The organism is Peribacillus sp. Bi134 (assembly GCF_918698065.1).
Lineage (GTDB): Bacteria > Bacillota > Bacilli > Bacillales > DSM-1321 > Peribacillus.
This window is the reverse complement of the sequence record NZ_CAKKLN010000006.1, coordinates 44,361-58,737: the sequence shown is the minus strand read 5'-3', so window position 1 is coordinate 58,737 and position 14,377 is coordinate 44,361. Positions and strand designations below refer to the sequence as shown.

11 protein-coding genes are annotated in these 14,377 nt (G+C 40.9%); 1 reads left to right on the top strand and 10 read right to left on the bottom strand.

What is annotated here, in order from left to right:
• Positions 1-88: 88 nt before the first annotated feature.
• The 10 genes from LQ188_RS14110 to LQ188_RS14065 all read right to left on the bottom strand — a co-directional run bounded on the left by LQ188_RS14110 (position 89) and on the right by LQ188_RS14065 (position 12,479).
• The gene (locus LQ188_RS14110; RefSeq protein WP_230177140.1) at positions 89-2,203 is read right to left on the bottom strand and encodes a PAS domain-containing sensor histidine kinase; all 2,115 of its coding nucleotides are present in this window, start codon (positions 2,201-2,203) and stop codon (positions 89-91) included.
• 375 nt (positions 2,204-2,578) lie between these two features.
• A complete protein-coding gene (locus LQ188_RS14105) occupies positions 2,579-4,483 on the bottom strand; it encodes an endonuclease MutS2 (protein ID WP_230177139.1) in 1,905 nt (634 codons plus the stop codon).
• A 654-nt stretch (positions 4,484-5,137) separates the two neighbouring features.
• Positions 5,138-5,332, bottom strand: a complete 195-nt coding sequence (locus LQ188_RS14100; RefSeq protein ID WP_127778047.1) for a hypothetical protein — start codon at positions 5,330-5,332, stop codon at positions 5,138-5,140.
• Positions 5,333-5,488: 156 nt separating this feature from the next.
• The gene (locus LQ188_RS14095; RefSeq protein ID WP_230177138.1) at positions 5,489-7,207 is read right to left on the bottom strand and encodes an adenine deaminase C-terminal domain-containing protein; all 1,719 of its coding nucleotides are present in this window, start codon (positions 7,205-7,207) and stop codon (positions 5,489-5,491) included.
• Between the two features lie 16 nt (positions 7,208-7,223).
• Entirely contained in the window at positions 7,224-8,288 is a 1,065-nt protein-coding gene (locus tag LQ188_RS14090) for an ABC transporter ATP-binding protein (RefSeq protein WP_101224381.1), read from the bottom strand.
• A gap of 15 nt (positions 8,289-8,303) precedes the next feature.
• Positions 8,304-9,092, bottom strand: coding sequence for an ABC transporter permease (locus LQ188_RS14085; RefSeq protein WP_101224382.1), 789 nt, complete (start codon positions 9,090-9,092; stop codon positions 8,304-8,306).
• A 6-nt stretch (positions 9,093-9,098) separates the two neighbouring features.
• Positions 9,099-9,923 (bottom strand): ABC transporter permease, encoded by an 825-nt coding sequence (locus LQ188_RS14080; protein ID WP_134784471.1) that lies wholly within the window; start codon positions 9,921-9,923, stop codon positions 9,099-9,101.
• A 24-nt stretch (positions 9,924-9,947) separates the two neighbouring features.
• Positions 9,948-10,877, bottom strand: coding sequence for a nucleoside hydrolase (locus LQ188_RS14075; RefSeq protein WP_230177137.1), 930 nt, complete (start codon positions 10,875-10,877; stop codon positions 9,948-9,950).
• Between the two features lie 21 nt (positions 10,878-10,898).
• Positions 10,899-11,936: an ABC transporter substrate-binding protein gene (locus LQ188_RS14070; protein WP_230177424.1), complete on the bottom strand. Its 1,038-nt coding sequence runs from the start codon at positions 11,934-11,936 to the stop codon at positions 10,899-10,901.
• A gap of 192 nt (positions 11,937-12,128) precedes the next feature.
• Positions 12,129-12,479: a DUF2294 domain-containing protein gene (locus LQ188_RS14065; protein WP_230177423.1), complete on the bottom strand. Its 351-nt coding sequence runs from the start codon at positions 12,477-12,479 to the stop codon at positions 12,129-12,131.
• Between the two features lie 360 nt (positions 12,480-12,839).
• On the opposite strand from LQ188_RS14065, the gene LQ188_RS14060 reads away from it, so the two are divergent.
• Complete coding sequence (locus LQ188_RS14060; protein WP_230177136.1) at positions 12,840-14,375, top strand: maltose/glucose-specific PTS transporter subunit IIC; 1,536 nt, start codon at positions 12,840-12,842, stop codon at positions 14,373-14,375.
• The last annotated feature ends 2 nt before the right edge of the window (positions 14,376-14,377 follow it).

Below are 14,377 nucleotides of genomic sequence, written 5' to 3'. Positions count from 1 at the left end.
TCCTCGGTTTTGCAAAGAATTAGAGAGATCCATTGGTGGTTTACACCTTGTCAGATCAACCAATAACTCTTCCTTTCCTTTTATGGTATTACCTATAAAAACAGCATGTTGTGATGGTCCCCTTTCCCATTTCACTTACCATTTCAAGTTTGGCATCATGCTCGGCCAAAATATCTCGGGCAATCGTAAGACCAAGACCGGAACCATTTTCCTTGGTGGAAAAGAAAGGATTGAATAACCACTCTAAATCTTGTTCATTAATACCAATGCCGGTATCCTCAATAATGACGAGTACATTATCATTTTCTTCCCTTATTGTGATGGTAATTGATCCACCATCAGGCATTGCTTCAATCGCATTTAAAATTAAATTTAAGAAAACTTGTATTAATTGATCATAAGCTCCTTTAATACAGTAATCGTCCTCATATTTTTTGATGATTTGAATCTTTGTTTCATTTAACTTTACTCTCAGTAAATGGATAATTTCTTCTATTATGCTATTGAGTAATATACTTTCCCTTTGCTTCTTGTTAATTTTAGCAAAGTTAAGAAAGTTCTCTACAATATCTTTCATTCTATTTATAACAACATATATGTCAGCCGATAATTCCTTGATTTCTTCTGAACATTCACTTTCCTCTGCTTCTTCCAATAACATTTCAGCCGATCCATATAAAATGGCAAGTGGATTTTTAATTTCATGAGCAAGTCCTGATGTAATTTGACCGATCAATGCCAGCTTGTCATTTTGTTTTAATCTAGCTTCCAGTAGTTTCATTTGTGATATATCTTGCATGACAGCAATGATTCCAATAGTTTGGAAGTCTTCATTGTAAAACCTTGAAGTCGTAATTTTAATTATTCTCTTTTTGCCATTGGCATCAATAATATCGCTTTCGATTTCTTCACCCTGTTTTCCTGAGTGTAAGGTCTGTAATAAAACAAAGTCCCCATTTTCAGATTTAATAGGCAAGTTGCTAAGATGCAACCCTATCATGTCATACCGTTCATAATGGACCATTTTTTCAAATTGCAGATTCACATAAGTGATGACGTTCTCTTGATTAATGGTGATGATACCATATGGAATTCCCTCAAGGACGTCGAATAGATAACGCTCCTTCTCCTCCAGCATTTTTTGCTTTTCGTAATTGCTGTTCCCCATATTAATAATCGTATCAGTCAGCAGTCCAAGTTCGTCTGGTCGTTCCTTTTTCTTTTCTTTTATAGGGATATAGGTATGAAGGGGATTATACGTCCGGGCATATTCAGTTAAACGGATGATTGGATACAGAATGCTTTTCATTCCCAGCCAAGTGAAAAATAAGCATAAAACCAAGATCGTAACAAAGCTGATCCTTAGTGCAAAGGAAAGCTTTTGAATAGGTTCAAATGCTATTCGTTCCGGCACCCCATAAACGAGGTCCCATCCATCTTGCATTGCTTGATAAGCCGCAACACTTTTTTCCTTTTGCCAATCGATCACCATAGATTCTGAAAAGCCACCTAAGGCATGCAATGATGAAATTTGACCAATTTGCTGCCCTGCCGTCGAAGCAATGACGGTTCCTGAGCTGTCGGTAATATAACTAAAATGCCCCTTGCTCAAACTCACACTTTTTAACACTTCTGACAAGTAATCCTTACTGATTTCCGCTACCAGTACACCGTGGAATTTTTTATTTGCCGAAAAAACCGGAACGGAGACTGTAACAACATTAACTCCAGAGTGGTTTTGAATATTATCAGAAACAGCATAATTATGGCTCCAGCGCACTTGCTCAAAATTCGGATAATCATAGAAAATAAAAGACGGATTTTTAACAAAAGGAGCTTCAAATCTCATTTTCTTGTTTTGGTCTAAATAGTAGATAGAATGGACGATAGAACTTTGTGAGATGGCTTGCTTTGATTGAGTGTACATGCGATCCAAGTCAAGTTGAGTACCCGTATCTTTTCCAGCGATCAACTGTAGCTGCAATACGACATCTGTCATCTCGGTATTCAATCTTTTGACAATCATATCCGTGCTTGAACGGTTTTGTGCAACGATATCTTTCTTTATTGTTTGCTCTGCATATCCGATGATCAGATAGTAAATCACAATAATTGGAATAATTAAAACGAGCATAAAGATATTTAAGTATTTTCTCGTAATGCTTTGGTTTATATATTGAAACAAAATTTTTATGATTTTCATTGTAGACATCCTATAACGTGCGATTTATTAGTTAATAGAATTATAGCAGATATAAAACAAATAATTAGAATTTCCATTCTTTTCAGTTTTTTTGGATTTAGGCCATCCATTGCCTGATGATCGATAGATTAGGATGATGATTATACAGGAGAAAAAGTCACCATTGATTCAATCTGGCTAATGTACAGCAAAATTATGTAGTACGGAGTTTTAACGATATAAGCCATTAAGCAAAAAAAGTATGAGTCCTGTTAATACAGACTCATACCCTGCCGATGTCTAACTTTTTGGGTGGAACACGGTTATTACAACCGCTATATTACAATTTCATTAGTCATCAGGATTTGGTTTTTCCCGTTTAAAATCCAACTCTTTTTATTCACCAAGCTTCTTCCGGATATCCGCTGCTACGTTCTTTAGCGCCTTTTTCGATCCCCGTTCTAAGTCATGGTTCAATTTCCTTTCCTTGTAGCCGACAAATAAAGTATTGAGATCATAGCCTTCAGGATATAAATCGACGGCCTTTATTTCAAGCTCAAGCTTATTGGCATGAACTTCCTTGAAGGTATCTTCGAAAAGTACGACGACATTATTGTAGGAGTCCTTTTTCTTATAAACGATCGCATATCCATTCAGTTCGTTTACCTTCACTTTGTCACCGACTTCATATTCATAAGATGCTTCTTTAGGAACGGCTGCTGGCTTCGCTTTTTTGATTTTACCTTCCTCGACACGGCCCAAGTCGTAGTCTTTATTGTCGATATAGAGCTTTGCCTTTTGCAGAACCTTTTCACGGACATTCATTTTTTGGGCTATCCAAAGGGCATTGCTTTCCCCGGATTGACCGATCAACAGCTTATATTTTGGCTCAAGTGTTTCACTGTTGAATTGCATGGCCGCATTCATGAAATCACTGTGTATTTCCGAATAGCGCTTGATTTCACCATAGTGGGTCGTCGCAACGGTTATGCAGCCCCTCTGATAAAATTCCTCAAGGATGGCAATCGCTAATGCGGCTCCTTCATTCGGTTCCGTTCCGCTCCCGATTTCATCGAACAGCAGCAAGGAGTTATTGGTTATTGCCCCCATGATTTCCGAGATGTTTTTCATATGCGATGAAAACGTGCTCAGTGCATTTTCCATGCTTTGATTATCACCGATATCGACGAATACCTGGTCAAAGACGGCAAGCTCCGTCCCCTCTTTCCCGGCAACATGCAGTCCTGACATGACAGCCAATGTAAGGATGCCGATCGTTTTCAGGACGACAGTTTTCCCCCCGGCATTAGGGCCTGTAATAATCAAGCTGCGATAGTCCTTACCGATTCCAAAATCCAAAGGTACGCTGTCTTGCGGCAATAGTGGATGTTTACAGCTCGTTAATTTAATATACCCGTGATCATTGATTTTCGGTTCGATGGCATCCATACTTTTACTGAACTTGGCTTTTGCGAAGATCATGTCATATTGACTGATCAGCTCGATGTTTATCTTGATCGGTTTCAGCTGTTCGAAAACCGTTCCGGATAGTGTGGCCAAAAGTTGATACTCCTCCATCGATTCTTCCGCTTTTAAGCTTGCCAATTCTGCATTCAATTTCGTAACAGAGGCAGGTTCAATGAACACGGTAGCCCCTTTTGCGGATACTTCCACGATCGTTCCGGCCACTTGATTTTTATAGGAGGCTTTGATCGGGATGGTGTAGCGATCATCCTTTTTACTGATGAAAAATTCCTGAATGAACTCTTTATTGGCTCCGCTCTTCAAGAACTTATTCAGCCGTTCCTCTATTTTACCTTCTGTCTTGATGATTTGGTTCCTAATCCGTTTCAGGTCCTTGCTTGCTTCGGAAACGACAGCATTTCCCTTTATGGTGAATTGGATTTCTTCTTCGATGCTCCTGAATTCAGTCATGGAGCGGGCGTAGGAATGCAGTGTCGGTGCAAAGAACTCTTTATCGGTCATGAATTTCTTGATATTCCTGCAGCCTCTTAAGAAGTCTGCTATCGCCACTAACTCTGACGGCTCCAAAATCATTCCTTTTTCCAGTTTGTCGATATGGAGGCCAATATGAGAAATGCCTTTTAAGGGAATATGGCTTTCCGCATTCAGTAAGTTCCTTGCCTCCGTGGTCTCGTTCAAACGATTTTTAACGACCTTCAAGGTGCTGCTCGGCTTAAGCTGATCCAATAACGCTTTCCCTAAACCACTTACGCAATGATTTTTAACCATTTCCTTGAGTTGGATATATTGTAATTTTTCATAAGTCATTGTATTCATCTAATGATCCTCCTTGAATGAGTGAGTGATTAAAATTCCCGAATCCAAAAAATGCCCGCAATGGTCCCCCCTACCTTTACAAATGAACAAGCCATTTGAGTAGAAAGCTCCTGCGGGCATCGGCCTTATCCATGGATAAGTACCTAAAATCGATAACAAATAGGGCAGCTCGAATAGACCTGCGTACACAAAAAAGCATGATAGGACAAATCCCACCATGCTTTTCGCCGTAACACCTGCATGTTACACGATTTATGGAAAAGGAAGCAGTCTTAAGGTAGGTATTCACAATGCAGAATTACACTGTGAAAAAAGGCATACGTAATCCACTGACATATCAGTGATTAAATACCTTATTCAACTAAATTAGTTGATACCTACTCCCGACATAAAACACCACACCTTTTCTTAGATTGGAATTAACATACCATATCAGTAAGAAAGAGTCAATTCGTTTTTTGCCATTTTCCAAATTTTTATTAAAAGATTCAAGAAAACAATGCAGCCAAGCCCATGGTTCTCCCCTTTTCATTGTCTGAATATTTACTTTAAAATCGGGGTATGTTATCCTTATATTGACATAAACTAAAAACAGCCTCATGCGCTAACATGAGGCTGACAACTAGCAAGAGTGGTTGGTCACAACTAACTTAATTAATCGTCAGAAGAAGAACCATTGCCATCTTGGGAGGATGAGTGGTTCTTTTTCCGTTTCTTGGCGAACATAGACAGGATAAGACTGGTTGCTACAGCAACAAATATCTCTTTACCCATATCTGTAATCAAGTTCAATAAGAAATGAATCAAGCGGTCACCTCCTTTCCAATCTATCATTAGATGGAAAAGCAAAGCGTGACCTACCACTCTATCCTCAGTTGTCCCTCTATTTTATCATATTTTTACCTTAATGGTAATTATATGAAAATAAACAAGTCCAGCTAACATTTGACGCCAGGTAAGTCATTAATAAAAGGGGATTATCCATTGGATAATCCCCTTTTCGGTTTAAGCTTCATCACTCATTATGAGAGGGACTGTTTTCCCTTCGTTCACGTTGATCAATCCATGGTCGGTTATTTTCAGAGCCGGGCTGACAGGAAGCGATAAGGTGCTTAATGACATAATGACATTATAATGTTCGTAGCCTAACGATTTAAGTGCATCTGTCAGGTGCTGAACTTGCTTTGATACGATGTCCATCGGCTCTTCGGAAAGAATCCCTCCTACCGGCAGAGGAATCATCGATAGGACCTTGCCATCGTGGACGCAGCAGACACCGCCTTGCTTCCTTATTACTTCGTTAGCGGCAATCATCATATCCTGCTTATTATGGCCAATCACCAGAAGATTATGGTTATCATGCGAATAGGTTGTGGCGACAGCTCCACGCTTCAATACATCGCCGGTGATCAACCCGTGCGCCCGATTACCGTTTTTCCCGTATCGTTCGAATGTGGCGATTAAACCGTAAGGGCTTTCCTCCCAGCTTAATTGACCATTCTTCCCTTCGATACGATCATGGGTTTCAGATGTGAAAGTAGAACCGTTCTGCACGTTTATGATCCGGCACTTGCTGCTTTCAAGCCTATCCGGGATCGTGATGTTAAAATCGTTTTCGGTAAGTTCCGCAAGCTTCACACTTTGATAGAAATGCTCAGGAAATTGTTCTTCCTTCACTTCTTGGACATATGGCCGTGAAGATTCATAAACTAGCTTACCTTTTTTGTATACTTGTTCAATTTCAAATTTTTCCAAATCCGATAGCAGCAGGAAATCTGCTGTTTTTCCAGGTGCAATGGCGCCGCGGTCATACATCCGCATCCGCTGTGCAGGTGTATAGGTGCATGCATAAATGGCTTTTTCAGGAGTCATCCCCATTTGGATGGCTTTCTTTAAAAGGACATTCAGATGTCCCCTGTTTTGGAAAGAGTCGGTCATGACATCATCGGTGACAAAGCAGAAATGCTCATCCACCTGATTTTCCTTCAAGTAATTCATCACTTCTTCAGTCATTGATTTTTCTTGAATCTCAATGAACATCCCGGCGGCGATCCTCGCTTCCATCCCTTCCACGGTCTGGTGTGTATGATCTGAATTCACTCCGGCATTTATAATCTTTTGCAAGTCCAAGTCGAGCAGCTTTGGAACGTGCCCCTCTATGATCAAATCTGGATAACGGGAACGGATATGGGACAAGATCTTATTCGTTTTGCAATCCGGGTCGGTTATGACCTCATAGTAATTCATGATCTCGCCGAGACATATAATGTCCTCTGTTTGCATCAATTCGTCTATATCATCTATTTCGATAGCACCGCCTGTTGTTTCCATCGATGTGGCTGGAACGGAACTCGGGATGGCATAAAACATATCCGCTACGCAATCTTGACTTGCTTTGATCATTTCCTTCACACCGGAAATGCCGAAAACATTGGCCATTTCATGCGGTTCCGGCACGATCGTCGTCACGCCATTTTTGATTAACCCGTAGGAAAAAGTCGCAGGCGTCACCATCGTACTTTCAATGTGGAGATGGATATCGATTAGACCTGGAACCATATACTTCCCCTGTCCATCGACGATTGTATCCGGCTCGAAGGCATCCAATTCACGTTCTCCAATATAATAGAATTTCCCATCCTTGATGGCTGCATTCCCTTTAATAAATCTTTTAAAATAGCTGTTAAACACGTTGATATCCCTTACAAGCATATCCATTCGCATAACTTACCCTCCTAAGCTAGTCAACAAGCACCATCTGGTTTTTCGGAATTTCAAGGATTATTTCCTGACCCGTCCGATAGGATTCCGCCATTTCCTTGTTCACAGTGAAATCCCCTATTGGAGTTTCAACAACATATTGATAGCTTCTTCCCAGATACGTACTTACCTTGACTCGGCCAGGTAAACTATTTTCCTGAACAGCTCCAGTGTTATCTTTTTCCCTGATCAACAGATCGTCCGGCCTGATGGCGCCTATTTTTCCCGTTGAATTTGTCATCTGCGAATCCTTTTGCAGCACAAATGAGTATCCAGATTTGTTCAGTTCGATTTTACCTTCATGATCCCTCCGCTTATCGAAGTCAATGAAGTTCTTGAAGCCGATGAAGTCAGCGACAAATTTGGTTTCAGGATATTTGTAAATGGTCGCAGGATCACTAAGCTGCTCGATGATCCCTTTATTCATGATCGCCACCTGGTCGGATATCGAAAAGCATTCTTCCTGGTCATGGGAAACATATACCGTTGTAATCCCCAGCTCTTGCTGGATACGGCGAATCTCGACTCTCATATTCACCCTTAAGTTGGCATCAAGATTACTCAATGGCTCATCAAATAATAGGATGTCCGGCTCAATCACCAGCGCCCTGGCAATCGCAACCCGTTGCTTTTGCCCTCCGGAAAGCTCTTGGGGATATCTCTTTTCAAATCCTTTTAAATTAACGATTTCGAGCACATTCATTACTTTTTTTTCGATTTCACTTTTGGAATTCTTTCTCAGACGGAGACCGAATGCAATATTATCGAATATCGACAAATGCGGAAATAATGCATAGTTTTGGAACACAAAGCCAAAATTCCGCTTGTTGACGGGCACTTTCGTATAGTCCTTTTCCTTGAATAAAAACTTCCCTTCGTTCGCCTGTAAAAACCCGGCAATTAAACGCAGGGTCGTCGTTTTCCCACAGCCGCTCGGGCCAAGAAGGGATACCAGTTTCCCTTTTTCAATTTCAAGATTGAAATCTTTTAATATATTCTGTTTGTTATATGCTACAGATATATCTTGTAAAGTGAATAAAGCCATCCATCATTACCTCCTTTATCGTTTTGTGAAATAAGACAATCCCATGAGCCGTTCTACTATAAACATGAAGAAAGCGGTTATGAACATGAGCAATACGGAAATGGCCGAAATGGTAGGGTCGAAGTAGTTCTCCACATACGTCAGCATCTGAATCGGAAACGTACTTACCCCAGGGCCTGTCATATAAACTGAAATGTCGACATTATTGAAGGATTCCAAGAAGGCGATCATGACTGCCGCCAGAATTCCTGATTTTATGTTAGGGAGGACGACTGTAAAGAATGTGCCCAATTTACTGGCTCCGAGACTTTCCGCCGCTTCTTCAATGGAAAAATCAAAGTTTGATAAGCTTGAAGAAATCACACGGATGATGAACGGAAGCATGATAACAGTATGTCCCACAAACAGGGCCGCATAAATCGGTAGCTGATAAGTCCCAACAATATAACGTAAAAATGCAAAGCCAAGAACAATTCCCGGTATTAATATAGGAGAAACGAAAAAGGCATTAATCACGCTTTTCCCTTTGAAATCAAACCGGCTTAATGCATAGGCAGCCGGCACTCCCAATAACAGTGCCAAAAGGTTGCCTCCGAGTGAAACAAGGATGGACGTTTTAAAAGCGACCAAAAACATTTCCACGTTAAAAATATTTTCGTACCATCTTAAAGAAAACTCTTCTGGCGGGAACTTCAAAATATTTCCGCCTTCAAATGACGTAACGGATATGATAAGCAAAGGCCCTAGTAAAAAAATGAACACCAGGAGAGTAAACAGGGCCAATCCTCGATTTTTTTCCTGCATACACCTCTACCCCTTTGGATTTAATTTTTTTGCCAAACCATTCATGATCGATATGATAAGAACTGTCACTGCAATCATTATCGTAGCGACAATCGATGCCACTTGCCATTCGTTCAATGTAATTGCGTTTTGATAAAGAAATGTCGAAATGACCCGCTGTTTCCCGCCTAATAAAGCAGGCGTTGTATAAGCAGTGAAGCTTCCTACAAAAACAAGGATGCTGCCAATGACCAAGCCTGGAACCGAAAGCGGAATGATTACCTTTGAGAATACAGCCAATCTTGAAGCTCCAAGGCTTTCCGCCGCTTTTAATAAGTCAGTCTCGATGTTCTCCATCACACCCACCAGCGTCACGATGATCAATGGCAGGAATAAATGGACCAATCCGATGATGATGGCAGTAGGCGTGTACAAAATATCAAGTGGCTTTTCAATCAAGCCCATGCCCATAAGCAGTTTATTCACGACACCGTTTTTACCGATGATCACCATCCAGCTGAATGAGCGGACAACAGGGCTTGTTAACAGCGGGAAGATCGTCAGCAAAAGCATGATGGCTTTTTTTCGTTGTTTCAGTTTTGAAATATAATAAGCTGCTGGAAATCCTAATAGAATGCAAATGATTGTCGTGAACAGACTCACCCTAAGTGTCGTCAGCAGAATTTCAATAAAGTATCGGTCTTGGAAAAAATCGAGATATCCTTGTATGGAAAAACCGCCGCCTTCTTGAAAAAAGGTCGTGCCAATCGTCATTAGGATCGGAATGATCATGAAAATCGTTAAAAATAGAACGCCTGGTAACAGCAACAGGTATAGATAGCGTTTCTTCACCTCGGAACCCCCTGTTCGTATTATTTATGAATTGATTATGCGAATGAACAGGTCGAAAAACGCTTCCGCATCGACGTCCAGACATACTTGCGCATTCGGCTGCTTCATCAGCCTATTTTGAAAGTCGCAAACCATCTGTCCGTCACAAAGCTCGCTTTTTGTTTCAACATCCACATAATATTCTTCTCTGGTGACAAGATCTTCTTGCAAAGCAATGGCTACAGCTAATGGATCATGCATCGCACATGCCCATATGCCGTTACGTTCAAAATACCTTTTCCGATAATCTGATGTACTTTGCCTTATATAGTCAGCAAATTCATGGTTTTGAATCAATTGGATATGCTCTTCACCCAATAAAACCTTTCTCGTGACATCAAGACCAACTTGCGTGATCGATGCGAATCCCGCCTGTAATACGATTTTGGCTGCTTCAGGATCGACATACGTGTTATATTCAGAGGTTGGCGTGACATTGCCAACCCCTTTGATCACTCCGCCCATGAAAATGACTTCTTTAACGAGCTTGGTGATTTGCGGACATTTTTTCACCGCCAAAGCCAAATTCGTAAGAGGTCCCGTCATGACAAGCGTCACTTCACCAGGAAAATTCAAAATGGAATTGATGATGAAATCAGAAGCAAATCCATCATCAGGCCGCTTTTTGACTGGCACATCCTTCAAGGCTCCGCCAATCCCGTCTTCGCCATGGATCCGGTGTTCAAAAAAGGGGCTCCTGATAATTGGGCTATCTGCCCCCTTTATGACTGTAATGTCCTGTTCATTCAATAAATCCAATATTTTGCATGTATTCAATGTGGCCGTATCAAGTGATACATTCCCGTTCACTGTCGTGACCGCCAATATGTCGAATTGACGGCTTTTAACAGCAAGAATGATCCCGATTGCATCATCTATTCCAGTATCCACATCAAGAATCATTTTTTTCTTCATCAAGCACACCTCGTTTCTTTCTTAGTGTGTAAGCTCACGATTCCAACGATCGATCCATTGTTTCGAGTTTTCATTAACAAACTTCATGTCCAATACACGCAGACTGTTAATGACTTCATCTCCATAGGTTAAGCCTTTCGCTTCCGTTTTAGAGAGCTCGACTTCCGTATTGACAGGAGAATCCACTTTCGCTTTCGCTGATTTTCCCTGAACTTCCTTGCTTAAGATGTAATTCATGAATTCGCCGGCCAATTCTTTTTGATCGCTGGCTTTAACAATATTCACTGTATTCATCACTGCGTAGCCGCCTTCTTCAGGGGAAATGAACTTAGCATTGGGAACGGCTTCTTGTAAATCGCCAAAATACATTTCCATGATCGGGCCTGCAGCGATTTCCCCTTGCGAGAACATGTTAACGAACTCTGATGTTTGCCCATATTCCTTAACCGCATTCGGCATGATCTTTTTCATTTGATCGAAGGCTTTATCTTCATTGAACTCTTTACTTCCGCTAACTTTTGAAGCGGCATCCAAAAACATCGGTCCAGTTGTTGAAGTGATGGATGGAATTGTGATCTTCCCTGCCAAATCCTTGCTCCAAAGATCTTTCCAAGAAGTGATCGGTTTACTCAATTCATCGGGATTATAGGCAATGCCAAATTGTGCAATGGTATAGGCTGGTCCAAACTCCTCGCCATTCGGTGCTTTTGCTTTGTCGTATATATTATCAATATTCGGAATTTTGCTGTAGTCAACTTTCTCAAATAACCCTTCATCGATGCCTTGCTGTGCATAGTAGTCGGATAAATAGATAACATCCACATCGCTATTCGCTTGGCGCACTTTGTTCAATCGATCTGCATTATTTCCTGAATCAACGACAATCTCGACATTATGCTTCTTTTCAAATGGCTCATAGACTTCAGGACGGAAGAAATCATCGGCGAATCCCCAAGTGGAAACGACCAATTTCGCTGGTTTTTCCTTTCCATTGTCCTTTGAAGAGCATGCAGCTAAAACTAATGTGAACAGCGATAACATCATCAATATTTTTTTCATCATCCAAACCTCCAATTTTATATTGTTTAAACTTTCCTTTTTACTTATATAAATGTAAAAAAAGACAATCTTAAATAGAATTGAAATTCTACCCAAGATTGTCTTTTCTTTGTAAACAAAGATAAAACTTATCATTTGGTTCTCTAGCGGCGTTCCCTCCAGATAAATCCGAAGGGAAATCCATTTATATGATTATATAATTTTTTCCTTCAATACAATATTGGTGAATGCCAGCTGTGTCGCTGAGTCATAATCCCTCAGGACAGCTTCGATATCCCAATTCGTTTGCGTTTCCAGCTTTTGTTTCAGTTTCTTTTTATAAAGCAGGGACATATGAAAGTCAACCTCCTGCTTCAGGCTGGGAACTTCCCCTTCTAAAGCTTCAGAGCGCGGGGCACGTCGATGTTTGGCCTGAAATGTAATCACATTCTGCTCAATAGTAACCTTCAGCAGCGTCGTACCAAAGCCGAACAATTCCTTCGATACCTCATTATACATATGAGAAAGCAATTTCTTCGTTTCGTTAGCGTTTATCGGTAAGATGACTATCACCTGCCAAACTATCGTTTGAGGTAATTATATATACTTTTTCTTAATTGCACAAGATAATATTCGGATTTTGGATAAAAAAAATGTTTTTTCTTATTAAATAGTACATTTACTCACCAATACACGAATTATAAAAATAAGCAATAAAGATTTCAATATATTCATATAACTTTTTATCCAATCCAGCACCCTCTATTAATGAAAACTTTTTCAGAGAAATAAGCACAAGATTGAAAACAGTTGATATAACCTTGCACCGCATTGAAAACGCTCTCATGTGGATTTAATATAGCTAGTATAGAGCGATAAAAAATAAAGAGTATCAATGGCTCGTTAAATGAGGGAGGAATCATTATGAAGAAAGCTTTTGAGAAAGCACAGCAGTTCGGTAAATCTTTTATGCTCCCGATTGCCGTTTTGCCAGCGGCCGGTTTATTGCTGGGAATTGGCGGTGCTCTTTCCAATCCAAATACAGTTGAAGCCTATCCATTTTTAGACTTTGCTTGGCTACAGGCCATTTTCACGATCATGAGTTCTGCAGGGAGCATCGTATTCGGCAACTTGCCGGTTATTTTTGCAGTAGGTGTTGCAGTAGGATTGGCACGGTCGGATAAAGGTACCGCTGCATTGGCAGCCATGATCGGCTATTTTGTCATGAACAGTTCAATTAATGCACTGCTTCAAATAAACGGGGAACTTGCCAAAGAGAATTTGGCAGGTGCCGGACAAGGAATGGCGGTCGGGATCCAAACACTGGAGACCGGTGTGTTTGGCGGTATCGTAGTAGGTATCGTTGCCGCACTTTTGCACAATAAATATAATAAAATTCAGCTTCCGCAAGTGTTAGGGTTTTTCGGGGGTTCACGTTTCATTCCCATCATCGTTTCCTTCGCGTCCATCTTGGTTGGAGCCGTGCTTTTTATCGTATGGCCTTATTTCCAACTTTTCATAAACCAATTAGGTGCGCTGGTAACGAGCACAGGCACGATCGGGACTTTCTTTTACGGATTCATATTACGGATGCTCGGACCGTTAGGGTTGCACCATATTTTCTACCTTCCCTTCTGGCAAACAGCATTAGGCGGAACGATGGAGATTAAAGGGCAGATTGTCAGCGGGACCCAGAATATCTTCTTTGCGCAATTGGCCGACCCAACTACCGTCAAATATTATGAGGGTGTTTCCCGGTTCATGTCCGGACGGTTCATCACGATGATGTTTGGTTTACCTGGCGCGGCATTGGCCATTTATCATTGCGCTAAACCTAAAAATAAGAAAGTCGTGGCCGGTTTGCTTCTTTCAGCTGCCTTGACCTCTTTCTTAACAGGCATCACCGAGCCGCTTGAATTCAGTTTCTTATTTGTCGCACCGATCCTTTATGTTTTTCATGCCTTGTTTGACGGACTTGCCTTCATGATGGCAGATATATTAAATATAACGATCGGTCAAACCTTTTCTGGAGGATTCATTGATTTTACTTTATTCGGGATACTCCAGGGCATCAGTAAAACAAACTGGATTTATGTACTTCTCGTCGGCATTCCGTGGTTTTTCTTATACTACTTCACTTTTAAATTCTTGATCAGGAAGAAGAATTTGAAAGTGGTCGGACGTGAAGATGATGAACAGGCCGCTGTTACACAAGTAACGGCATCAGAGAGAACCCAGACCATCGTTAACGGATTAGGCGGACAGGAAAATATCGATATCGTCGATTGCTGTGCAACCCGTCTGCGTGTCACCGTAAAGGATGAATCATTGGTGAAAGAAGACATCATTAAACAAACCGGTTCAAAAGGTGTCGTAAAAAAAGGAAACGGCATTCAAATAGTTTACGGTCCCCAAGTGACGATCATCAAAAATGAAGTGGAAGAATACTTGGGTCATTGAGA